General features: G+C 62.7%; 25 protein-coding genes. 6 read left to right on the top strand and 19 right to left on the bottom strand.

Annotated elements, in window-relative coordinates:
• Window positions 1-198: 198 nt before the first annotated feature.
• From FE240_RS04600 to FE240_RS04650, 11 genes are all read right to left on the bottom strand, one after another.
• Complete coding sequence (locus tag FE240_RS04600) at window positions 199-1,515, bottom strand: HipA domain-containing protein (RefSeq protein WP_193003557.1); 1,317 nt, start codon at window positions 1,513-1,515, stop codon at window positions 199-201.
• The gene (locus tag FE240_RS04605) at window positions 1,499-1,792 is read right to left on the bottom strand and encodes a helix-turn-helix domain-containing protein (RefSeq protein ID WP_226798983.1); all 294 of its coding nucleotides are present in this window, start codon (window positions 1,790-1,792) and stop codon (window positions 1,499-1,501) included. The genes FE240_RS04600 and FE240_RS04605 overlap by 17 nt, the downstream gene beginning before the upstream one ends.
• Before the next feature lie 611 nt (window positions 1,793-2,403).
• Window positions 2,404-3,402 carry a lauroyl-Kdo(2)-lipid IV(A) myristoyltransferase gene (gene lpxM / locus FE240_RS04610; protein WP_193004447.1) on the bottom strand — a complete coding sequence of 333 codons (999 nt, stop codon included), beginning with the start codon at window positions 3,400-3,402 and terminating at the stop codon, window positions 2,404-2,406.
• Window positions 3,403-3,606: 204 nt separating this feature from the next.
• Window positions 3,607-4,473 carry a TIGR03899 family protein gene (locus FE240_RS04615; RefSeq protein WP_193003559.1) on the bottom strand — a complete coding sequence of 289 codons (867 nt, stop codon included), beginning with the start codon at window positions 4,471-4,473 and terminating at the stop codon, window positions 3,607-3,609.
• A gap of 93 nt (window positions 4,474-4,566) precedes the next feature.
• Window positions 4,567-5,037 carry a DUF3299 domain-containing protein gene (locus FE240_RS04620; RefSeq protein ID WP_193003560.1) on the bottom strand — a complete coding sequence of 157 codons (471 nt, stop codon included), beginning with the start codon at window positions 5,035-5,037 and terminating at the stop codon, window positions 4,567-4,569.
• A gap of 20 nt (window positions 5,038-5,057) precedes the next feature.
• The gene (locus FE240_RS04625) at window positions 5,058-6,305 is read right to left on the bottom strand and encodes an ABC transporter permease (RefSeq protein WP_193003561.1); all 1,248 of its coding nucleotides are present in this window, start codon (window positions 6,303-6,305) and stop codon (window positions 5,058-5,060) included.
• Window positions 6,299-6,988: an ABC transporter ATP-binding protein gene (locus tag FE240_RS04630; RefSeq protein ID WP_193003562.1), complete on the bottom strand. Its 690-nt coding sequence runs from the start codon at window positions 6,986-6,988 to the stop codon at window positions 6,299-6,301. The genes FE240_RS04625 and FE240_RS04630 overlap by 7 nt, the downstream gene beginning before the upstream one ends.
• Window positions 6,989-6,991: 3 nt before the next feature.
• The gene (locus tag FE240_RS04635; protein ID WP_193003563.1) at window positions 6,992-7,546 is read right to left on the bottom strand and encodes a ZrgA family zinc uptake protein; all 555 of its coding nucleotides are present in this window, start codon (window positions 7,544-7,546) and stop codon (window positions 6,992-6,994) included.
• 43 nt (window positions 7,547-7,589) lie between these two features.
• Window positions 7,590-7,886 carry a hypothetical protein gene (locus FE240_RS04640; protein WP_193003564.1) on the bottom strand — a complete coding sequence of 99 codons (297 nt, stop codon included), beginning with the start codon at window positions 7,884-7,886 and terminating at the stop codon, window positions 7,590-7,592.
• Window positions 7,887-7,917: 31 nt separating this feature from the next.
• Window positions 7,918-8,460: a YtfJ family protein gene (locus tag FE240_RS04645; RefSeq protein WP_193003565.1), complete on the bottom strand. Its 543-nt coding sequence runs from the start codon at window positions 8,458-8,460 to the stop codon at window positions 7,918-7,920.
• Window positions 8,461-8,643: 183 nt separating this feature from the next.
• Window positions 8,644-9,522 carry a hypothetical protein gene (locus tag FE240_RS04650; RefSeq protein WP_193003566.1) on the bottom strand — a complete coding sequence of 293 codons (879 nt, stop codon included), beginning with the start codon at window positions 9,520-9,522 and terminating at the stop codon, window positions 8,644-8,646.
• Between the two features lie 107 nt (window positions 9,523-9,629).
• On the opposite strand from FE240_RS04650, the gene FE240_RS04655 reads away from it, so the two are divergent.
• Window positions 9,630-9,995: a hypothetical protein gene (locus FE240_RS04655; RefSeq protein WP_226798987.1), complete on the top strand. Its 366-nt coding sequence runs from the start codon at window positions 9,630-9,632 to the stop codon at window positions 9,993-9,995.
• Window positions 9,996-10,048: 53 nt separating this feature from the next.
• Here FE240_RS04655 and ppa read toward each other — a convergent pair whose 3' ends face one another.
• Window positions 10,049-10,576, bottom strand: coding sequence for an inorganic diphosphatase (ppa, locus tag FE240_RS04660; protein WP_193003567.1), 528 nt, complete (start codon window positions 10,574-10,576; stop codon window positions 10,049-10,051).
• A gap of 161 nt (window positions 10,577-10,737) precedes the next feature.
• Between ppa and mpl the strand changes: the two genes are divergently transcribed.
• Window positions 10,738-12,105: a UDP-N-acetylmuramate:L-alanyl-gamma-D-glutamyl-meso-diaminopimelate ligase gene (mpl, locus tag FE240_RS04665; RefSeq protein ID WP_193003568.1), complete on the top strand. Its 1,368-nt coding sequence runs from the start codon at window positions 10,738-10,740 to the stop codon at window positions 12,103-12,105.
• Window positions 12,102-12,710 (top strand): flavin prenyltransferase UbiX, encoded by a 609-nt coding sequence (locus FE240_RS04670; RefSeq protein WP_193003569.1) that lies wholly within the window; start codon window positions 12,102-12,104, stop codon window positions 12,708-12,710. Before mpl ends, FE240_RS04670 begins: the two co-directional genes overlap by 4 nt.
• A gap of 50 nt (window positions 12,711-12,760) precedes the next feature.
• On the opposite strand, the gene FE240_RS04675 is transcribed toward FE240_RS04670, so the two are convergent.
• A complete protein-coding gene (locus FE240_RS04675; protein ID WP_193003570.1) occupies window positions 12,761-13,399 on the bottom strand; it encodes a TetR/AcrR family transcriptional regulator in 639 nt (212 codons plus the stop codon).
• Between the two features lie 196 nt (window positions 13,400-13,595).
• Here FE240_RS04675 and hpt point away from each other — a divergent pair, with 196 nt between their 5' ends.
• The 3 genes from hpt (at window position 13,596) to FE240_RS04690 (ending at window position 15,916) form a co-directional block, all read left to right on the top strand.
• The gene (gene hpt / locus FE240_RS04680) at window positions 13,596-14,126 is read left to right on the top strand and encodes a hypoxanthine phosphoribosyltransferase (protein ID WP_193003571.1); all 531 of its coding nucleotides are present in this window, start codon (window positions 13,596-13,598) and stop codon (window positions 14,124-14,126) included.
• 102 nt (window positions 14,127-14,228) lie between these two features.
• Window positions 14,229-15,146: an ABC transporter ATP-binding protein gene (locus FE240_RS04685; RefSeq protein WP_193003572.1), complete on the top strand. Its 918-nt coding sequence runs from the start codon at window positions 14,229-14,231 to the stop codon at window positions 15,144-15,146.
• On the top strand, window positions 15,143-15,916 hold the full coding sequence (locus tag FE240_RS04690) for an ABC transporter permease (RefSeq protein ID WP_193003573.1): 774 nt from the start codon (window positions 15,143-15,145) through the stop codon (window positions 15,914-15,916). The genes FE240_RS04685 and FE240_RS04690 overlap by 4 nt, the downstream gene beginning before the upstream one ends.
• 57 nt (window positions 15,917-15,973) lie before the next feature.
• On the opposite strand, the gene panC is transcribed toward FE240_RS04690, so the two are convergent.
• The 6 genes from panC to FE240_RS04720 form a co-directional block, all read right to left on the bottom strand.
• Window positions 15,974-16,825, bottom strand: coding sequence for a pantoate--beta-alanine ligase (gene panC / locus FE240_RS04695; RefSeq protein WP_193003574.1), 852 nt, complete (start codon window positions 16,823-16,825; stop codon window positions 15,974-15,976).
• Window positions 16,826-16,866: 41 nt separating this feature from the next.
• On the bottom strand, window positions 16,867-17,661 hold the full coding sequence (panB, locus tag FE240_RS04700) for a 3-methyl-2-oxobutanoate hydroxymethyltransferase (RefSeq protein ID WP_193003575.1): 795 nt from the start codon (window positions 17,659-17,661) through the stop codon (window positions 16,867-16,869).
• Between the two features lie 10 nt (window positions 17,662-17,671).
• Window positions 17,672-18,169: a 2-amino-4-hydroxy-6-hydroxymethyldihydropteridine diphosphokinase gene (gene folK, locus FE240_RS04705; RefSeq protein WP_193003576.1), complete on the bottom strand. Its 498-nt coding sequence runs from the start codon at window positions 18,167-18,169 to the stop codon at window positions 17,672-17,674.
• A complete protein-coding gene (gene pcnB / locus FE240_RS04710; protein WP_226798992.1) occupies window positions 18,166-19,557 on the bottom strand; it encodes a polynucleotide adenylyltransferase PcnB in 1,392 nt (463 codons plus the stop codon). The genes folK and pcnB overlap by 4 nt, the downstream gene beginning before the upstream one ends.
• Before the next feature lie 116 nt (window positions 19,558-19,673).
• Window positions 19,674-20,555, bottom strand: a complete 882-nt coding sequence (gluQRS, locus tag FE240_RS04715; RefSeq protein WP_193003577.1) for a tRNA glutamyl-Q(34) synthetase GluQRS — start codon at window positions 20,553-20,555, stop codon at window positions 19,674-19,676.
• Window positions 20,556-21,212: 657 nt separating this feature from the next.
• Window positions 21,213-22,601 (bottom strand): PTS transporter subunit EIIC, encoded by a 1,389-nt coding sequence (locus FE240_RS04720; protein ID WP_193003578.1) that lies wholly within the window; start codon window positions 22,599-22,601, stop codon window positions 21,213-21,215.
• Between the last annotated feature and the right edge of the window lie 50 nt (window positions 22,602-22,651).

The following is a 22,651-nucleotide window of genomic DNA, read 5'->3' on the forward strand; positions in this document are numbered from 1 at the left end:
CCCACCTTTCTGAGCGCTTTGTCACGGCCAGCACAATCGCAGGTGGCCGCTCGATGGGTGAGTTTTGTTTGGCCACACAAAGAAAAGTCACTCGCCACAGCCTGCGGGGCGGGCGAAATCCCCATGCGGCGCAGCCGTATCAAAGGTCAGGCCGTAGGCAAGGAGCTTGGCCGAGCTCCTCCAACTTCTGATGAGTGGCTACAGGTGTAGTTCGGGCAATATCGCAGCCTGATCTTGAAAATGGCGGCAGCGGCGCTCGACGTCGTCCCGGTAGCGCGCCAGATACGCCAGCTCGGCGGGGTTGTCTGTTTTGACCATGACGATGGCGGCATCCAGATGGTGGAGGATGTCGCTGGCCATCTTGTGCAGGGTCTGCTGTAACAGGCGTCGGGGCAGATCACACGCCTCAGCCATCTCCAGCAGCTGCCATGCGTTGATCGCCTCGGGGGCAAACTCGTCACCTATGGCCATGGCCAGGTGCTGGTTGAACTCGGGGTAGAGCCCCACATTGACCAGATCGTACCAGGGCGTGGGTGTCAGCCCTGCCCGTGAGACGAAGAAGCTGTAGTTTTTGCCGTGGGCATCATGGTTGTTGACGCAAAGGTTAAAGAGCAGCCATTGCAGCATGTTCAATCTGGCCTGCGCCGGATTGATGCAAAGGGCGCAAAGGCTAAACAGCAGTGGTAGGCTCACCCCTTCCCGGATATGGGCCACGTCTCGCCCATCACCGAAGTTGCGTTCATATTTCCGGGTGACGGGAAACCCCAACCCCTGACAGGCATCGATCATGTGACGGCGGCGTACCCTCAGGCCATCCTCATCGAGACGCCGATCGAACCGCTCAACCAGTAAGCCCCGGTGAGAGGTTTCACCCAGACCAACCGTGTGCAGCTCGACCTGGGCGACCGACATACCCAGCAACGCCGCCAGCCGCATGGTCACAAATTCATTGATCACCAGATGAGGGTGATGCTCGAACTTGAGGAGGTGGGTGGAACAGAGTTCACCCTCGCCAAATCCCAGGGATCCTTCTCGTCGCAGCAGGTTGAGCTTGGCCTGCACCCCCGCAACCGAGAGGCGGGGCCGGCCATCCCAGATTTCCAGTGGCCAGGTCTCGGGTTGGTCGAGTCGCAGCAACAGCTCCTCTGGCGTGATGGGGCGAAACTGGGTGGGGACGTCTTGCTCTGTGGGCAGGGTAAAGGTGACAGCCCCGGAGACATCGCGACCAATGCCGTGGATCAGGGCAAAGAGATTGCTGCGCGAAACGCTGAGCGCCTCAATCAGATGATCCAGTCCGCGATTTTCTGGCAGCAAGTTGCCGAGATACGCCCGGATCTGGGCGCTGCTGGCCGAGCCGTCCAGCGTCAGCGGTGGTGAGAGCGGGAACCCGCGTGTTTGCCACTCTGGCAGATAGCCGAGCCCAAACGTATCTTGAGTGGAGTCATACTCGAGATGGCCGATCAGCCGGTTACCCAGCCGAAGTTCGAGCCGATGGTGCTTAGAACCACTCATCATCATCGATCCCTGGTCGGTTGTTGCCGCTTGCTAACCGCGCGCCTGCTTCCTGCTCCAGTTGCAACCTCATCCCCAGCGCCTTCATCACCTGTAACAGGGTCGAGAGGTAGACATCCCCCCCTTTTTCAATCTTGATCAGGGTCTTCTTGGAGATGCCACACAGGGAGGCCGTCACCTCCTGGGTCATCTTGGCGGCCTTGCGTCTCTCCCTTATCGCTACGCCCAGCGAGGCGGGATCCAGTTCTTGCGGGCCGGTTTGTAGCGATCCGTTTGCCATCATTATCACGATAAAAAGTGTAGGTTGTTACACCTTAACCCATGGAAAGAGAAACCACTAACTAAAAGTGTACGATGATGCACTTTTGATGGCCTTGCTGCTGATTGCGACAGGAAAGTGTAGAAAGGTTCACTTTTTTAAAGCGGGACGGTGGGAATGGCCTGGATGAGGATCTCTGTGGCTGTCACTTGCCGAGCGGTACCAAGAGGAGCAACGATGCCTGCCTATCCCGGCAAACCGCCGAGGGCAGGGGTTATCACGGGTTTGACGGGCCGCCTTTACTCCGAACCGCGAATGTTCGAATACGCTGCGCTATTCGAACCTACGGATGCCATCAGTATTAGCAAGTTCGCGGTATTGGCTCCCCCTGCAATCCGCCGAGGTTAGGATGCAAGGTCAGGAGCGCCATCTGCGGCTGCGCCCGAGCTTGTGACCGACCCGAGGGGAACCGCGTAGCAGTCGGATTGGTGGGGGAAGGCCATCTAGGTGACATCTTAGGTCTGCAAGACGTCACTGGCCGGGCGAAAAAATCGAGGGCAGGGCCCTCGCGTTCAATCGCTCATTGCAGGCAAGGCGCTCGCTGAGCGCCGCCAACTGTGGGGGCTGAGCACTTACACCCCGTCAGGGTGCGGGGAGAGCCCCTTTCTGATCCGCTTGATCCCCGCCTCATAGAGGCCATCCGGCCCCAGCTGATCCTCACGGGTGTTGAAGATCTTGAGAAACCACATGTATTGGCCCGGATGGCGGGTCAGCTGCTGCTGCACCATGTCGTTCATCCGGCAGGTGTCCGCCATCATATCCTGGCTGGGGTAGTCGTCGAAGGGCGCCTCGACCTCCAGCCGGTAGCAGTGGTTGGCCTCGTCGTAGCAGGCCAGCAGCGGCACCGCCTTGGCGCGGCTCACCGCCACTAGGCGGGACAGGGCGGGCAGGGTCGCCTTCGAGTGGCCAAAGAAGGGGGCAAACAGGCTCTTGTCGCGGCCATGATCCTGATCCGGCAGGTAGAAAAAGCTGCGGCCGCGGTGCAGGGTTCGCAGCACCGCCTTGATCCCGACGCTGCGCTCGTACACGCGGCAGCCATTCCTGGCCCGCGCCCGATTGAGATGCCAGTCAAACACCGGGTTGCGCGCCCGCTTCATCATGGTGCACATGGGTACGCCGCGCTGGGTGAAGTAGTAGCCGGCCGCGTCCACCGGCCAGGTGTGCGGCACCACCAAGATCACCGGGCGTCCGGCGGCCTGTTCGGCTTCAATGTGCTCCCAGCCGCTCACCTGGAAGCGGCGCATCAGGTAGCGGGGGCTGCGCATGGTGAACTCGCCAAATCCCAGCAGGCTCTTGAGGCCGACGCGCACCGAGGTCAGGGCGATGGCATCGCGCTCGGCCGGGCTTAAGTGCGGAAAACAGATGGCCAGGTTGGTTCTGGCGATATAGACCTGCTTTTTGGAGAGGCGAAACACCAGTGGTGCCAGCGCGGCGGCGAGCTTGTCCCGCAACCGAACCGGCACAAAGGCCAGCAGCATCAGCGCCGCCAGGGCCAGCCAGCTCAACCAGTAACGAGGATGCAGAAAACGGGCCTCGAACGAGGAGGAAAATACGGGATCGGGGGCGGGCATGTCATGGCCTGGCAGAATGGGGTGCTGCATTGTAGTCGTCCTGACAGGTAATACCAGTTAATCGAGGTTAATAAAGCGACAAGAGGAAGAGTGCCACAGCGCCGCCGAGAACGCGAAAGGCAGGGAGTTACTTGCAATTTGTTGAGGGCAGGCGGCCCATCGTCTCGCGACAGGCGAGAGCGCGGTGGCAAGAAAAAGGGGGCATCAGCCCCCTTTCTCGTCCTGGGCTTCGGGTTGGGCGGGGGGCGTGGTCATCGCCACTTCGATATGTATCCCTTGGTGCAGCAGCACCAGCAGATCTTGCAGGTACTCCTCTTGAGGCGGCTCTTCGAGCAAGTGGGCCAGCTCGTTACCAACCGGAGTGAGGCGATAGTAAAGCAGCTTGTTGTGGCTTTGGCGGCTGCGCAGGCGCCAGCGCTGGTTGCTAAAGACCAGCTCCAGCCCCTCGGCGGGCAGCTCGCCCGATTCCAACTCCCCCTTGTAGAGCAGCCCCAGCTCAAACAGTTGTAACAGGGCGTTGTAGGGCAGGCGGTATTTGCCAAGCCCCAGGTGGCTGGCCTTGGCGCGGCTGAGCAGGGTTGCCCCCTTATAGAGGCCGGTGAGCAGGCGCCGCTCGTCACTGCCGGTATAGCTGCACGCGAGGGCGCACAAGCGCTGGAACAGTTGGGCGTCGCGCTGGGTCATCTCCCGCAAGGTGATGAGCGAGCGCACCGAGAAGCTGCCAGGGCTGATCAGCTCAATGGCGAGGATCCGCCCCCACAACTGCTGCATCGGCACCGAGCCAATCTCTTCGGCCAGTTGCAGGAAACGGGTGAGCCAGTCCGGGTCCGGCTCGCCGCCAGCGACGGTCTCGCCGCCATGGCGGGCCGCCATCACCATGATGGTTTCGAGGTTGCGCTGACGGGTGGCCTGCTCGGCGGCGAGGCGAAAGGTGGCGCGCTGCTCGAAGGTGCTGTCGCTGTTTTTGGTCAACATGCCGTCGATGTTGCGGCTGCGGGCCAGGCGCAGGGTCAGCTCCTGGCTGCTGAGGATGCTGTTCGAATCACGTTTGGGGGGCGGCAAGTCGGACATGAGAGGCGGTTCCCTAGGGTGAATGGGCCGATCTTACTCTCTTGTCACTGGCGGGAAAACCACCGCCCGCAGGCGGTGGTTGCACAGGGGGGATTACTCGTAGGGAACCACGTCGACCGCCTCGATGGCGTAGGAGGCGTTGGCCATCTGATGGTTGGAGCTGACCACCTTCATGGTGCCCTTAACCCAGATGGCGTCCCACAGATCGTCCACCGGCGCCCCCTTGGGGAAGCGCACATAGACCACCTGATTGGTGGGGGGGGGCGGCACGTGGATGCAGGCGCCGAAATAGGGCACCAGCAGGAAGGCGGTGATGGTCTTGCTGTCACCTTCGAGCGGCACCACGAAGCCGGGCAGGCGCACGCTCTGTCCATCGAGGGTCGGCACCACGCCGCCGACCGGTTGCGGCGTGCTCATGGGGTCCCCTTCGTGGTTGACCTGGGGCGGCGGCGCCAGCCGTTCCCCTTCCGGGATCAGGTTGTCCCACTCCAGGCTCTTGTAGTCGGCGGCCATGGCCGGCAGCACCCAGAGGGTGGCCAGCAGGGCCAGGATCAGACGTTTCATCGATGTTCCTTGTGTCATGGTCATAAACGGATGCTCATACCGTCGCTAAGGGAGTAGCGGTAGGCGCGCCAGGCGGGCAGCAGGCCGATCAGCAGGCCGGCGAGCCACACCAGGCCGATCAGTTGCCACTCGTAGGTGCTTGGCATGGCGAGCGGGAACAGCAGGCCATATTGGCTTGCTAAAAGTGGCGCCGCCAGCGCCTGGGCGCCATAGAGCAGGGCCAGCCCGGCCAGGATGCCGAGGCTGGTGAGGGCCAGCGACTCCAGGGTGAGCAGGGTAAACAGGTGCAGCGGACGAGCCCCGAGCGAGCGCAGGATCGCCAATTCACGGCGCCGCTCGTTGAGGCCAGCTAGCTGGGTGGTCAGCATGCCGATGAGCCCGGCCACCACCACGAAGCCGGCGATGATGGCAAGTGCCCGCTCGGCGACGCTCAACAGCCCCCACAGCTCCTGCAAGGCGGCGCCGGGCAGGATCGCCATCAGCGGCTCGCTGCGCCAGGTGTTGATGGTGCGTTGTAGCTGGAAGGCCATGATGCGGTTACCAAGGCCCACCATGAAGGCGGTGATGGTCTTGGGGGTGAGATCTTGCTCCAGCGCCTGCTCGGCGGTCACCGCCTTGCTGTGGCGGCCGCTGTCCCATCCCAGGTGGATCGCCTCAATGCCGGCGAGCGGCACGTGCACGGTGCGATCGATGGGGGTGCCGGTGGGGGCGAGGATCCCCACCACCTTGAAAGGCAGGTTGTCGTGCTGGCTGAACGAGGTGCTGCCAGCCCCGTGGGCGATAACGATGGGTTGCCCGATACGATAACCGAGCTTGCGCGCCACCTCGGCCCCGAGCACCGCCTCGAAGGGGGTGGCAAAGGGGTGCCCTTCGGCCATCACCAGCGGCTGCTGGCGGCCATAGCGCAGGTGGCTGAAGTAATCCTCGTTGGTGCCGAGCACCCGAAACCCCTTGTGGGAGTCGCCAAGGGAGAGGGGGATGGTCCAGGCGATGCCGGGCAGGGCGCGGATCTGCTGATAGGCATCCCACCCCACGTTGTTGGTGGGGTTGCCGATGCGAAACACCGAATAGAGCAGCAGGTTCACCTGACCCGAACGGGCGCCGACGATGAGATCGGTGCCCGAGACGGTGTTGGCGAAGCTGTCACGGGCCTGGCTGCGCACCCGCTCGACCCCGAGTAGCAGGGTGACGCTGATGGCGACGGCGAGCAGGGTCAGGCTGGCAGTGAGGCGGCGGGCCCAGAGGCTGTGCAGGGCGAGTCTTAGCATTGGCTCCTCCGGTTCAGTTGTTGCAGGTTCTCCACGCGCGGGAAGAGCGGCTCGAGGAAGGGGTCGTGGCTGACGAAAATCAGGGTCGAGCCCTGCTGGTCGCACTCCTTGAACAGGAGCCGGATGAAGGCGGCGCGGTTGTCGGTGTCGAGGGCCGAGGTGGGCTCATCGGCGATCACCAGAGGCGGCGCCCCGATCAGGGCACGGGCGGCGGCCACCCGCTGCTGCTGGCCGATGCTCAAGGCATGTACCGGGCGGCTCAGGGCCGCCTCGGGCAGTTGCAGCTCGCCGAGCAGACGGCGCGCCTCAGCCTCGGGGGCCGCATTAAGGCGCGCACGCTTTTGCGGCGAGAAGGTCAGCGCACTGGTGACGTTGTCGATGACCGAGAGATAGGGCAGCAGGTTGAACTGCTGGAAGATGTAGCCGAGCTGGCCGGCGCGAAAGCCGTCGCGGGCGCGGGAAGAGAGCTGGGCCAGTGGCTGGCCCAGCACTTCGAGCGTGCCGTGGTTGACGGTCTGGATGCCGGCGAGCAGCCCCAGCAGGGTGGATTTACCCGAGCCGGACGGCCCCTTGATAAAGACCCGCTCCCCCTGCGCTATCTGCAACGCCGGGATCTCCAGCACGGGATCGTGACCGGGCCAGGCAAAGCGCAGGTCATGGATGTTAACCACGGTACGGCTCATGGGTTACCACTCCAGGGTTGGATTGCTCGGGGTGAGTTCACCGGCCAGTTGGCCACCGGGGATCAAGCCCTGCACGGTCAGCTTGCTGAGGCTCGGGTAGTGGGAGAACAGGTTGACCCGCATCCCCTTGAGTGCATCCGGCTGGGTGCAGGTGAAGCTGTAGCTGGCGGCGACGTCCGCATGGTCATCGGCCTCATCATGGTGGTGGTCATCATCATGATCATGCTCATCATGGCCTGCCTTGATCTCCTGCTGGGCCAGGGTACAGCCGGCGCCGGGTGCTAGCACGAACAGGGTCTCAGCCTGCTTGAGGCGAGCCATGGCTTGGGCCATGCGCGCCTTCTCATCATCGTTTTTCGGGGCATGTTCGAAGCCGATCAGGTCGGCGGCCGGGGCGCTCAGCTCCAGCAACAGCAAGTTGCTATCTAGCACCAGATTGAGCTGGCCGTGGCCATGTTCGTGGGCCGCGTGGCCGGCTGAGTCGTGGTGGTCATGGGATCCGTGGTTGGCGGACACGGCAAAGGTTGCCGCCGCCATCATCAGTACGAGGGCTTTCATCAGCACTCCTGTTGAGTCAATCGTGAATGGAAACAGGCCCGCTTTACGGGCAAAAAAGACGATTGAGATCAGCTGGGGGCGCGCGAATGGCGTAGTGGCCGGGCACATCGGCATGGCCGGCCTCGGGCGCGGCGCTATCGGGGGTCGGCGGTGGCGACGGTGTGCCGCGTAGCGGTGGGGTGGAGCCGGGCAGCGACTTGCCATCGAGATGGGCGGCGCACACCTGGCAGAGGTGGGAGTGATCCGGGGTCAGGCTCTCGAGCTGGTGCAGGGCAAGGGCCGGTTGCATCCACAACCAGCCCGCCAGCCATATCCAGAGCAGTGCGCGAAACGTGACCATAAGAGGGGCGCAGCCCCGGCATCCTCACTGATTACAGATGGGTCTTGATGAGCCCCATCACCTTGTCGATATCGGCCTGGGCCAGTTGACCGTCTTTGGCGAACAGCACCTTGCCATCCTTGCCGAGCAGCACGATGGCCGAGCTTTCGGGGGTCAGTGCCCAGGCGTTGCGAGCCATGCCCTTGGCGTCGAGCACAATGCTCGACCAAGGGAACTCCTGTTTGCTCTTCTCGGCGCTGCTCTTGACGAAGCCCGAGGTGCCCCAGATGGCGTCATCACTGTTGATGATGGTGACGGTTTGGTACTGGTCATGGGGCAGCTTGGCAGCCTTGATGGCCTCGATCATCGGGGCGTTGAGCTCCTTGGCGCTGGAGCGGCCGGCGATGTGCTGGATCATGTATACCTTGCCGGTGAGCTGGGTGCTCTGCCACGGCTGGTAGCCGACCTCTTTGCCATTGAGCACCAATTCACCTTGTTCGCCGATCTTCACCAGCGGAACCGGAGCGGATTCCTTGAAGTTATGGGCCATGGCCAGCGGCGACAGCAGCGCCAGAGTAAGAGCCAGAGATTTCATCCTGATGACACTCCTTGTGGTGATGTTATAACGCTTTGCGGCGTGAGAAAACGGGCATGCCGTATCCTAAGCTGATCCGACCTGTTTAAAAACTGTTAAGTTTTAGTGCGCCACCCTGCTTTGGCTGCGCAGCATGCCACGTCGGTCACCAAATGCAACCGACACCGTGGGGAGTAGGGGAATTCAGTAGAGTGGTTCGCTGATTAAACGGATATTTCCCAGCATCATCTGCTGCACCAGCAGTGGTGAGCCGGTCAGCAGCACGTGAGATTGGTGGTTGATGAGCACCGTCTCGCCCTTGAGCCCGCTGTCGGCGCTGATGGCCAGCCAGGCCGGCGACACGCTGCCGACGCTAATATCGGGATAGATGATGGAGAGCGGGTACTGGGGCGCCAGCTCGGCCACCAGGGCGGCCATCAGCAGGGCCCGCTCGTCGCTGTCGGCTAGGTTTCTTTGCAGCGCTTGCAGCGGCGGCGCAAAGCGCTCCATCTGCTCGCCGGAGCTCGGGATGGCGGCGAGCCACTCCTGCACCAGTGCGACCGAACGTGGCATGTCGGCTTGGCTGAACTGCCGCGCCAGTGGCCGCAGCGCCCCTTTGAGCCCATAAAAGAGCTGGGAGTAGTTGGGTCGCACACAGGGCAGGTTGCGATTGCTTGGGTGTACGCAGGGGGCGATGCGCATCTCGTAGAAGGCATCGGATTGATACTGGTGGTAGGCCTGCCAGAACTGGAGCGATTCCGGTGTGTCGTCACGGCGAGAGAAGGCCTCATCCAGGGTGCTGAATTTGGGGGCACTGGCTGGGCTGCTCTGGTTGATGGCCGTCAGGGTATGTTGCAGTTTTTGCCCCATCTGGGCGAACAGGGTTTCGAGGGGGGCGTTGAGGGCCGCATCGAGGCGCTGCATGTCGCGATGGCTGGTTGCCACGTCGCGCGCTGTGGCATCGAAGCGAATGTGGTGCTCCTGCCCATCATGGGAGCGCCACTGCCATTGCAGTGACTGGGGCTCGGCCAGTGCTAGGGGGGTAAACAGCAGCGCCCCCATCAGTGTCATGCTTCTCATCATGGCCTCCCTGTGCTTCACTGCTGTGACCTCTCCTTTAACTACTAGGTGAGAGTCAGCGGTTTAGCTGGCGGGCGTGCCACTTTTCAATGGCGTGGGGGACTCGGGTGATGAAGATAGACACCAACGTAAGGGCTTTGCTGGGGTTGGCTGTGTTGCTGACTCACGGGGTTGCGTGGGCAGGGAGCGTCACCGTTACCCGGGGTGAGCAGCAGATCGATGCCTTTGCTCTGCGCGATCAACTGGCGCGTGAGCAGGAGTGGCGTGAGTGGCTGCGCCATCAGGAAGCCCTGCGCTGGCTCGAGGTGTTGCCGGTCGACTGCGAGCTGGTGAGCCAATCTGATGGCCGTTACCGCTGTGGGGGCGACTGGTATCGGGAGTACCGCCAGAACGGCAAGCCTCTCTATATTCGTGGTGAGCCGCAGGAGCCGGCGTCGCCGCGTATCACGCCAAGCGAACCACAGGCGCCGCGCTAGCGTCGGTGGCAATAAAAAGGGGCGCCCGTGGGCGCCCCTTTTTCGATCGCACCTTACTTCTTGGCGCGCTCGACGGAGGAGAGGATCTCGGCCTCGGCTTCGGCCTTGTCGCCCCAGCCATCAACCTTGACCCACTTGCCCGCTTCCAGCTCCTTGTAGCGCTCGAAGAAGTGCTGGATCTGAGCCTTGAGCAGCTCCGGCAGGTCATTCACATCCTTGATGTGGTCGTACTGCTTGGTCAGCTTGGAGTGGGGAACGGCAACCACCTTGGCGTCCTGACCGGATTCGTCGGTCATCTTCAGCACGCCGACCGGGCGGCAGCGGATCACCGAGCCGGCCAGCAGCGGGTACGGGGTCGGCACCAGCACGTCAACCGGATCACCATCCAGGGAGAGGGTGCCGTTCACGTAGCCGTAGTTGCACGGATAGAACATGGGGGTGGCCATGAAGCGGTCAACGAAGATGGCGCCGCTTTCCTTGTCGACTTCGTACTTGATCGGGTCGGCATTTTGCGGGATTTCGATGACGACGTAGATGTCTTCAGGCAGGCTCTTGCCGGCCGGTACCAGGTTCAGGCTCATGACGTTTCCTTAAAACGGTTGAGGCATAAAAGAAGTGCAGGGGCACATTATAGCGAGCTCGCTTCAAATGACCATATTCGACGCCGTGTCGGCTGAGGCGCTGCCAATGCGGCGGTGGGGTTGCTAGAATGGCGCCCTACCTGACATGAAAAGGAAGCGGTATGCACATTCACATCCTCGGGATCTGCGGCACCTTTATGGGTGGCTTGGCCGTCCTGGCCAAGCAGCTCGGTTACCAGGTCACCGGGTCGGACGCTAACGTCTATCCCCCCATGAGCACCCAGCTTATGGAGCAGGGGATCGGGCTTATCGAGGGATATGACCCCGCCCAGCTCGATCCGGCGCCGGATCTGGTGGTGATCGGCAACGCCATGAGCCGTGGCAATCCCTGCGTGGAGTATGTGCTCGACCGCAACCTGCCCTATGTCTCCGGCCCCCAGTGGCTGCTCGAGCATGTGCTCAAAGATCGCTGGGTGCTGGCCGTGGCCGGCACTCACGGCAAGACCACCACCGCCAGCATGCTGGCCTGGGTGCTGGAGTACGCCAAGCTCGAGCCCGGCTTCCTCATCGGTGGCGTACCGGGCAACTTCCCGGTCTCGGCGCGCCTTGGGGCCGCCCCCTTCTTCGTCATCGAGGCCGATGAATATGATTGCGCCTTCTTCGACAAGCGCTCCAAGTTTGTCCACTACCGGCCGCGCACCCTCATCATGAACAACCTGGAGTTCGATCACGCAGACATCTTCCCGGATCTGGCCGCCATCCAGCGGCAGTTCCACCATCTGCTGCGCATCGTGCCGGGGACGGGCCGGGTGCTCTATCCCAAGGCGGATCAAAACTTGGCCGCAGTGCACAAGATGGGCTGCTGGAGCGAGGTGGAGCTGGTGGGCGAAGACGCCACCTGGCGCGCCGCCAAACTCGAGAGTGACGGCTCCGCCTTTGAGGTGTGGCTCGATGGGGAGAAGCAAGGCGAAGTGCATTGGGAGTGCATCGGCGATCACAACGTCAACAACGGCCTGATGGCCATTGCCGCCGCCCGCCACGCCGGGGTGATGGTGGAGCATGCCATCGCGGGGTTGTGCCAGTTCCGTTCGCCCAAGCGGCGCATGGAGCTTAAAGGGGAAGTGGCCGGCATTCACGTCTACGACGACTTTGCCCACCACCCCACGGCGATCGCCACCACCCTTGGCGGCCTGCGTGCCAAGGTGGGCGATGAGCGCATCCTGGCGGTGCTGGAGCCGCGCTCCAACACCATGAAGCTCGGGGTGCACAAGGAGGAGCTGGCCGGCTGCTTCAATGGGGCCGACGAGGTGTTTTTCTTCCAGCCGCCCAATATCGGCTGGGATCTGGGCGAAGTGGTGGCCCACATGGAGAAACCGGGCAAGGTGTTTAACGATCTCGAGGCGCTCATCAATCGCCTGGTGGCGGAGAGCCGCGACGGGGATCATGTGCTCATCATGAGTAACGGCGGCTTTGGCGGCATTCACGACAAACTGCTGGCCCGCCTCAAGGAGTATCACGGACTGGCATGAAACAACTCACCCTTGCCCTGACCGGGGCCTCCGGCGCCCCCTATGCGCTGCGCCTGCTCGAGTGCCTGGTGCAGGCCGACTATCAGGTCTACGTACTGGCCAGCAGCGCGGCGCGGGTGGTGCTCAAGACCGAGCAGGGCATCGACTGGCCGGCCTCACCTCAGGCCCTCTCGGCGCAGTTGTGCGCCGAGTATGGCGCCCGCGAGGGGCAGATTGTCGCTTGTGGCAAGGAGGAGTGGTTCTCGCCGGTGGCCTCGGGCTCGGCGGCCCCGAAACAGATGGTGATCTGTCCCTGCTCGATGGGAACAGTGTCGGCCATCGCCCACGGCGCGTCAGATAACCTCATCGAGCGAGCGGCCGACGTCGTTATCAAGGAGCGCGGCCAGTTGATTTTGGTGCCGCGCGAGACGCCGTTCTCCGCCATCCATCTAGAGAACATGCTGAGTCTGGCTCGGCTCGGGGTGACCATCATGCCGGCGGCGCCGGGGTTTTATCACGCGCCGCAGTCGGTGGCCGAGCTGGTAGACTTCATGGTGGCACGCCTCCTCGATCACCTCGGTATCACCCATGAGTTGTGTCAGCGCTGGGGCTACCAGCCACAGTGAATGCAAAAGGGGCGGCCAGTGGCCGCCCCTTCTTATTCATCGTCTCTTTTTCAGGAAAAAGAGAGCAGGTTGTTCCGACTGGCCCGCAGCGGCGCGGTGACCGAGTGGAACAGGATTTCGACCACCTTCTCGCGCTCCGGACGGACTGGCGCATTGATCATCTGCATCATCATGTAGCCGAAGCTGGTCATCAGCCAAGCCAGATCGCGGGCACACAGGGTGCTCTCGATCTCGCCCTTGTCGATGGCGTCTTGCAGGTATTCAGTGATGTGCTGCTGGGTGCTCTCGAGCAGTTGCACATAGCGCGGCCACACCTCTTCACGTACCGACGAACTCCATTCCAGCCAGATACTGACATGATCGGGGCGGTCGTATGCTTCATCGACAAACAACTGGATATGGCGATGAATGCATTCAGTGATGGGGTGGTGGGAAGTATAAGCTTCGGTCATCACCCGACGGATGAACTGCTCGATTTCACCGAGGACGGCGTCGACCAGATCTTCACGGGTGTTGAAGTAGTTGAAAACAGTCGCCACCGACACCTTCGCCTGCTCGGCGATTTCGGCATGTCCAGCCCGCCCGATGCCGCGGCGGGAAAACACTTCGATGGCACATTCCATAAGCTGAGTTCGACGGGCCTCCGGCGAGAGCCGGGTACGCCGCCTTATTTCTGCGCGTGGTTCCATATTGTGAGTTCTTTTTTGATTATGTTTTTGTCAATCTGTCGTTACCGACACAGCCTGTGATCGGCTTGCACTGTACCAACTAAACGGCACTGGTTAAAGAGTGATGTATCCCTGACGATTGCCATTACAGATGGTACAATCACTGCCTTTCGAGTCGTGAGGTACCGTCTCGAGGCACGGTACGATGGAGTTAAGCATGAAACATACCGTTGAGGTGATGATCCCTGAAAGCGAAGTCCAGGCCCGCATCGCGGCGCTCGGCAAGGCGATCACCGAACACTATCAGGGCACCGAAGAGCTGGTGCTGGTGGGCCTGTTGCGCGGCTCTTGCGTCTTTCTTGCAGACCTGTGCCGTCACATCGATCTGCCGGTCTGCCTCGACTTCATGACCGCTTCTAGCTACGGCTCCGGCATGAGCAGCTCCCGTGATGTGCGCATCCTCAAAGACCTGGATGACGACATCAAGGGGAAGGATGTATTGATCGTCGAAGACATCATCGACACCGGTTACACCTTGAGCAAAGTGCGCGAGATTTTGTCGCTACGTGAGCCAAAATCGCTCACCATCAGCACCCTGCTCGACAAGCCGTCGCGCCGCGAGGTGAACGTGCCGGTGGAGTGGGTCGGCTTCGCCATTCCGGACGAATTCGTGGTCGGCTGCGGCATCGACTATGCCCAGCGTTATCGCAACCTACCTTTCATCGGCAAGGTGGTGCCCCAAGAATAAGGGCGCGTCGGCGGTGCTGGCCGCCCCGTGGATACAGGCGGCCTTTGGGCCGCCTGTCGCGTCTTGAGTCAACAGCAGGCGTGAACAATTGCAGAGGAATTCATGAAAGCACTGGAGATCAGTGGATTGAAAAAGGTCTATGCCGGCGGCGTCGAGGCGCTCAAGGGCATCGATCTTAGCGTCGAGCAGGGGGACTTCTTCGCCCTGCTGGGGCCCAACGGAGCGGGTAAATCGACCACCATCGGCATCATCAGCTCGCTGGTCAACAAGACCTCGGGCTCGGTCAAGGTATTTGGCCATGACATCGACAGCGATCTGGAGCGGGCCAAGGCCCAGCTCGGCCTGGTGCCCCAGGAGTTCAACTTCAGCCAGTTCGAGAAGGTGGGGCAGATTGTCACCCACCAGGCCGGTTTCTATGGGGTGCCGCGGGCCGAGGCCAAGGTGCGGGCCGAGAAGTACCTGCGCCAGCTCGACTTGTGGGAGAAGCGTGACATGCCGGCACGCACCCTGTCGGGAGGCATGAAGCGCCGCCTGATGATCGCCCGTGCCCTGATGCACCAACCCAAGCTGCTGATCCTCGACGAGCCGACCGCGGGTGTCGACATCGAGATCCGCCGCTCCATGTGGCAATTCCTGCAGGAGCTCAACCGCGAGGGGGTGACCATCATCCTCACTACCCACTACCTGGAAGAGGCCGAGATGCTGTGTCGCAATATCGGCATCATCGACAAGGGGCGCCTCATCGAGAACACCAGCATGAAGACGCTACTTGGCAAGTTGGGCCGCGAGACCTTCCTGTTTGACCTGGCGCCGGACAGCCCGGCTCCCGTGTTGCCCCAGTTCGTCAGCCGCCAGCTCGATGCGCGCACCCTTGAGGTCGAGCTCGACAAGAGCCAGTCGCTCAATGCGCTGTTCAGCGCCCTGAGCGAGCAGGGGATCGCCGTGCTCAGCATGCGCAACAAGGCCAACCGTCTCGAGGAGCTGTTTGTCCGTCTGGTGGAAGAGGGGAGAAAAGCATGAATCCGCACGCCTACTGGATCGCCTTCCAGAGCATCCTGACCAAAGAGATCACCCGCTTCATGCGGATTTGGATCCAGACCCTGGTACCGCCGGCGATCACCATGAGCCTCTACTTCGTCATCTTCGGCAACCTGATCGGCAGCCGCATCGGCGAGATGGGGGGCTTTACCTACATGGAGTTCATCGTGCCCGGCCTCATCATGATGTCGGTCATCACCAACTCCTACGCCAACGTCGCCTCCTCCTTCTACAGCGCCAAGTTCCAGCGCAACGTGGAGGAGCTGCTGGTGGCGCCGGTGCCCAACTACATCATCATCGCCGGCTTCGTCGGTGGCGGGGTGGCTCGCGGCCTGCTTGTCGGCCTCATCGTTACCCTGGTATCGCTGTTCTTCGTGCCGCTACAGATCCACCATCTGTTCAGCGTCTGCGTCACCGTGTTGCTCACCTCCATCGTCTTCTCGCTGGGGGGGCTCATCAACGCTGTGTTTGCCAAGAGCTTCGATGACATCAGCATCATCCCGACCTTCGTGCTGACCCCGCTCACCTATCTGGGCGGCGTCTTCTACTCCATCAGCCTGCTGCCGCCCTTCTGGCAGGGGGTCTCCCAGGTGAACCCCATCATCTACATGGTGAACGCGTTCCGTTATGGCTTTCTCGGTATTTCCGACGTGTCGCTCGGCACTGCCTACGCCATTATCGGGCTCTTCATCCTGGCCCTCTATGGGCTGGCTTGGTGGCTCATCTCCCGGGGGACCGGGCTGCGGCACTAAGCCCATGCAAGAGACGAAAAAGGCGCCCGAGGGCGCCTTTTCTTATCTGAGCCAGGCTCAGGACAGGCTCACCACCTGATTGTCGATGAGGCGCGCCTTGCCGAGGTAGGCGGCCATCAGGATCACCGCCTCGCGGCTCTCGGCCGAGAGCGGTTGCAGGGTGCGGGCATCGACGATGTCGATGGCATCGGTCTTAAATCCCGCCCCATCGAGCTCAGCGGCGCCTTCACGCATCAACAAGGAGAGATCCCGCTCCCCGCCCGCCAGGCGCCCAGCTAGGGTATTCATCACCCGGGCTAGGGTCGGGGCGATGGTGCGCTCGGCCTCGTTGAGGTAGCCGTTGCGCGACGAGAGGGCCAGCCCGTCTGCGGCACGAACCGTGGCCACCGGCACAATCTCGATGGGCATGGCCATGTCCTCGACCATCTTGCGAATGATGGCGAGCTGCTGAAAATCCTTCTGGCCGAAGCAGGCCACATCGGGCTGCACCAGATTAAACAGCTTGCTCACCACAGTGGTGACGCCGCGGAAGTGACCGGGGCGCAGGGCCCCTTCGAGCAGCTCGGAGAGGCCGGGCACCTCGACGAAGGTGTGGTTGGCCACCCCTTGCGGATAGATGATCTCCGGGGTCGGGGTGAACACCAGATCGGCGCCGGCGGCGCGCAGGGCGTCGCAGTCCTGCTCTAGGGTGCGCGGGTAGTTGGCCAGATCCTCGGCGCGGTCGAACTGCATGGGGTTGACGAAGATGCTCACCACCACTCGCTCGGCGCGGGCACGGGCCTCGGCGACCAGGGTCAGGTGGCCCTGGTGCAGGTTGCCCATGGTGGGCACGAAGGCGATGCGCTCACCGGCGCGGCGCCAGGCGGTGATGGCGGTACGAAGTTCCGGGATCGATTGGGCGACCAGCATGATGACTCCTTAAGGCAAGGGGGCCGAAGGCCCCCTGATGGTCAGTTGAAGCAGTGCTCCGGGCCGGGGAAGGTGCCCTCGGCCACTTCCTTGATATAGAGGCGGACGGCAGCACGCAGCTCGCCGGTCTCGGCCAGGAAGTTCTTGGTGAACTTGGGGGTGTAACCGGAGGTGATACCGAAGGCGTCGTGCATCACCAGCACTTGACCGTCGGTAACCGGGCCGGCACCGATGCCGATGACAGGGATGCGCAGCGCCTTGCTGATGCGCTCGGCCAAGGCAACCGGCACGCACTCGAGCACCAGCAGTTGGATGCCGGCCTCTTGCAGTGCCAGTGCCTGACGGTAGATCTCCTGGGCTTGGAACTCGTCGCGCCCCTGCACCTTGAAGCCGCCGAAGACGTGCACCGACTGGGGGGTGAGCCCCATGTGGCCGCACACCGGCACGCCGTTGCGGGTCAACTGGCGCACTGTGTCGCACAGCCAGTCCCCCCCCTCGAGCTTGACCATGCGGGCTCCGGCGGCCATCAGGCGCGCGGCGTTCTGGCAGGCCTGATCCGGGGTGGCGTAGCTCATGAAGGGAAGATCGGCGATGACCAGCGCCTGGTTGGCGCCACGGGCCACACAGCGGGTGTGGTAGACCATGTCGTCCATGGTAACGGCGAGGGTGTCATCCCCCCCTTGCAACACCATGCCGAGGGAATCACCGATCAGCAGCACCTGAGCGCCCTCGTCGTCGAACAGCTTGGCGAAGCTGGCGTCATAGGCGGTGATGGCGGTGAACTTCTGTCCATCCTGCTTCATCTTCAGCAGGGTCGAGATGGTAGTCTTGCTCATTGCTTGGCTCCTACGGGAACGTGGCCGGCGCGATGGCGCACAGGCCATTGTGCGGACAGCGGGCGACCAGGTCGGACAGGGTATCCCCATCCGGCAGTTGCAGTGCCGGGGCGATCTCGTGCAGCGGCAGCAGCACGAACTCGCGGCACTTCATGCCGTAGTGGGGCACGGTCAGGCGTTCGTGCTCGATGACGGCATCACCGTAGAGCAGCAGGTCGAGATCCAGGGTGCGGGGCCCCCAGCGCTCTTCCTTGCGGACACGTCCCTGTTCCAGTTCGATATGTTGCAGATGATCCAGCAGCACCAAGGGCGGCAGCCCGGTATCGAGCGCCACCACGGCGTTGACATAGTCGGGCTGATCTTGTGGCCCCATGGGGCGGCTGGCATAGAAAGAGGAGGCGAGCACCAGCCGGGAGTCCGGCAGGGCGGCGAGGGCCGTCACGGCATGGCGAGCCTGGGCGAGGGGATCGCCCAGGTTGGAGCCGATGGCGACGAAGGCCCGGATCATGCGCTCTGGGCGCCGCTGGGTTTGCGCCGACGCGGGCGACGGCGGCGATTGTTGCGCGGCTTCTTCTCGCCGCGCGGCTCATCGCGACTGGCGCTCTTTTGCAGCTGCATGCGCGACTCGGGCGCGGACTCCACGTAGCGCTCCCACCAGCTCGAGAGTTCGCCGATGCCGCGCTCGACCCGGCTGCGCAGCAGCAGGAAGTCGTAGGCGGCGCGGAACTTGGGGTGCTCCATGGCGCGCTCGGGGTGACGCCCCTGGCGACGGGTCATGCGCAGTTGCAGGGCCCAGATGTCGCGGATGTCGGTGGTGAAGCGGCGCGGCACGGCGATGACGCGGGTCTGGTTATCCAGCACCTCGTTGACCGCCATCATGAAGGCGTCGTGCCAGGGCAGGCCGCTCTCGTTTTCCAGCTCGCGGGCGCGGCGTTCAACGCAGCCCCACAGCAGGGCGGCGTAGAGGAAGGCGGGCGTAACGCGCTTGTCGTCGCGCACTCGGGCGTCGGTATCGATCAGCGCCTGCTCGATGAAGCGCTCGTATACCGAGTCTCCGTTCGGGGTGAGCAGCGCGGTGAGCTGCGGGAACAACTGCTGGAACAGGTTGTACTCGCGCAACATGCGATAGGTGCCGAGGGCGTGGCCGGCCAGGAACAGCTTGAGGGTCTCCTCAAACAGGCGGGCTGCCGGAATGTCCTGCAACAGGGGGGCCAGTTCGTGGATCGGCATGGCGGTGCGCGGGCTGATGCTCATGTCGAGCTTCACCGCGAAGCGCACGGCACGCAGCATGCGTACCGGGTCTTCCCGATAGCGGGTCTCGGGATCACCGATGAGCTCGAGACGGCGGGCGTGCAGATCCTCAAGGCCACCGGCAAAGTCATGCAGGGTGAAGTCCTTGGCGCTGTAGTAGAGGGCGTTGACGGTGAAGTCGCGACGCTCGGCATCCTCTTCGATGGTGCCGTAGACGTTGTCGCGCAGCAGCATCCCCTCTTCGCTCTGGGCGGAGATATGGCGGCTGTTGTTGACCTGATGGTGGTGACCGCGGAAGGTGGCCACTTCGATGACGTCACGGCCAAACACGATATGGGCCAGACGGAAGCGGCGGCCGATCAGGCGGCAGTTACCGAACAGCGCCTTGATCTGCTCCGGGGTAGCCTCGGTGGCGATATCGAAATCTTTCGGGGTCTGCCCAAGCAGCAGGTCACGGACGCCACCACCGACCAGATAGGCCTCGTAGCCGGCCTTGTTCAGGCGGTAGAGCACCTTGAGCGCATTCTCGCTGATCTCCTTGCGCGAGATGGAGTGCTCGTCGCGGGAGAGGATGCGGCGTTCGTGGATGACGGGGGCTTGTGGTTCAGAATCCATCTGTACGCCGCCCTCTTCCTTGCCTAGCACCTTGCGGCAAAAGTTTGCGATCTGGGAAAAAATGGTACACCTCGATAACTCGGTTGACGGGAGGCCAAAAAAATAGCGGCCTATGATAGCTCAGGGCTGGGCAAATGAAAAACCATCTAGCCTGCGACCGGTGAAGGCTGGCTCACTCGGTGAGGCACCCGGGCGAGCTGCCAGGTCGGGATGGCCCAGGCCAGCAGCTCTTGAGGGGAGGCCTGGTGCAGCTCGGTGGGGGCCGGGTGGCCGAGAAAGGCCAGCGCGGCCAAGAGCGGGGCCTGCACCTCGCCGGGCAGGGGGCGGGCATGGTTCTGCTTCGATAGCTTGCTGCCATCTGGCTGCACTGCCAGCGGCAGGTGCACCCAACCGGGTACCGGCGCTCCGAGGCGCTGATAGAGGGCAATCTGGCGCACCGTCGGCTCCAGCAGATCGGCACCGCGCACCACCTCGGTCACGCCGCTGTCCAGATCATCCACCACCACCGCTAGGTTGTAGGCATACAGGCCATCACGGCGGCGCACGATAAAATCCTCTTCGGCCAGCGCCGGCGCCACCTCGATGCGCCCCTGCAAGGCATCGTCGAAGTGATAGACGGCGTGGTGCTGGCGCAGACGGGCGGCGCAGCCCACAGGCCCCAGTCCCAGCTTGCGGCAAGTGCCGGGATAGAAGCCGCCAGCGGCAGCGATGTCGCGCCGGGTGCAGCGGCACCAGTAGAGATCGCCGCTTCGGTAGAGCTGGTCGATCACCTCGTCGTAGCGGGCGTGGCGGCGACTTTGGAACATCACCTCCCCATCCCACTCCAGCCCATAGTGCTCCAGGGTGCGCAAGATGAGATCACTTGCCCCCGCCATCTCGCGCGGCGGGTCTATGTCTTCGATGCGCACCAGCCAGCGCCCACCATGGGCGCGGGCTTGCAGATAACTGCCGAGGGCGGCGATGAGGGAGCCGAAATGGAGCGGGCCGGACGGTGAGGGGGCGAAGCGGCCGACGTAGGGAGTCTGCATGGCGATTCGGTCTGAAAACGGATGGGGGGCATTCTGCGCCCCTGTGCGAAAAACTCAAGTCTTGTGCTTTATGTCCCCGGTTACGGGTGTCGTGGGGAGGCTAAAAAAGTTGGCACGTATTCTGAATAGCTTAAAAGGCGACGGTGGGGGCTTATCGACCACGCTCCATCCGTTCCTTTGCTCTTCAGCGAAGGCACCCCCCTCCAGGGTCTTTCGTAAAGCTCCGTCATTTTCCAGGCCGCCGACAGGTGGCCTCTTTTTTTATGAAAAAGGGCTGGTTCTGGCGAAATTGGCACGCTAGATGCAATAGATTGTTTGTCCTGTTTACAGGATGTGTGTGTTCTTGACCCAGGTTTCAGGTATGAGGCCGGCTCGGGATGAGCCAGCCTCTCTTTTTCCCTGGGGGCGGAACCCTCGTCTGCATGACGCCCCGATTTTGGGAGGCGTATCTTGGCGCCTTCTTCTGTTTCAACCGCCCTTCGGGGCGGTTTTTTTATGCTTGCGGTGACGGGCTACTCCTTTAGTGGTGCAAAGTGGTGCCTGTTTGCCCCCCGGTGGTGCATAACCTCTGCACCTTGCCCGATCAGCGCTGCGCTCCTCTCGTGCAGTGACCGTGCCCGTTTACCGGTTTGCGCTAGCTTATCTTCGCTGCTCGGCTTAACTGCCAAGGCCCGACTCGGCCGGTTGGCCGAGGGGCACAGATTGGCGCTCGGCCAGCATGCGGATCTGCGCCTCCACCGGGCCGGCGTTGGGGCCGAGCACCAGCACCAGTTGCTGCTCGCTCAGCACCATCCAAGAGAGGCAGCCGAGCTTGGGCAGTTGCAGCTGATCCACCAGCGACATGCTGGTGACGCGCAGGCTCAGGCGGGTCAGGCAGACGCTGATGGCCTGCAAGTTGTCGAGACCGCCGAGGGCCTTGAGGTACTGGATGGCCAGCATCTGGGGGTCGGCTGCCGGGCTGCATGCCGCCGTGGCATGGCCCAGATCAGTGTGTGGGCTGAGCTGGGTATGGTGTCCCAGCAGCAGCGTGAAGACCAAGGCGTAGGCGACGAAGAACAGGATGCCGATGGGAATGATCCAAAAGGCGTGCAGGCCGCTCGGGGCGCACAGCAGCAGATCGAGCAGGCCGGCCGAGAAGTAGCTGCCGAGCTTGATGCCTATCTGGTTGCACAGGGCAAACGAGGTACCGGCCAGTAGCGCGTGGGCCAGGAACAGGCGCGGTGCGGTGAAGGCAAACAGGAACTCAATGGGCTCAGTGATGCCGAGCAGGGCTGAGGTGAGCGAAAGGGCGAGCAAGGCCCCTCCCTGGCGTAGCTTGCCCTGGCGCAGGCGGTGCAACCAGATGGCGAAGGCGGCGCCAGGCAGGCCGAACATGATGACCGGATAGAGACCGGCGACAAAGCCTGAATAAGGGGGGAGCGCGTGGCTCAGCTCCTCGAGATCGCCGCTGCCGATGCCAATCAGGTTGCCCAGCACCTGATGCAGGCCAAGCGGGATCAGCAGGCGATTGAGCATGCCATAGGCAAAGGCGCCGAGCGGGTTGGTCAGCACTTCGTCGAGCAGCAGTTCAGAGCCCTGCTCGATGAGGGGCCAGATGCCGGCCAGCGGCAGCACCAGCAGCAGGCAGAGCAGCGGGGTGAGTAGGGTGGCGATTGCCTCGTGTGGCTGATGTTGCAGCCAGCGCGGGAGCGGCAGCGCTCCGATGCGTGGCCAGCAGTAAGCCGTGGTGATGCCCGCTAGCAGGCCGCAGATCATGTCGGTGTGCAGGGCGGGCAGCAAAGTGCTAATCGCACTTGAGAGCAGCAGGTAACCGACGGCACCGGCCAGCGCCTGGGAGCCATGACCACGCCGGCTCAGGCCAAAGGCGATGGCGACCGCATAGACCAGCGGCATCTGGCCGAACAGGGCCTGGCCGATCAGGGTCAGAGCCGGCAGGTAGAGATCGCCCAGGCGGATCAGCAGGGCGGCCAGCGGCAGCAGTGAAACTGGCAGCAGCAGGGCATAACCGAGCCGCTGCAGGCTCTTGGTGAGAGAAGGCGTGGGCATACAGGCATCGAAACTGTGATTTGGCGCACAGTTTATCGTATAGGTGCCCA

Origin of the sequence: Aeromonas simiae (assembly GCF_014892695.1) — a bacterium.
Taxonomy (GTDB): domain Bacteria; phylum Pseudomonadota; class Gammaproteobacteria; order Enterobacterales; family Aeromonadaceae; genus Aeromonas; species Aeromonas simiae.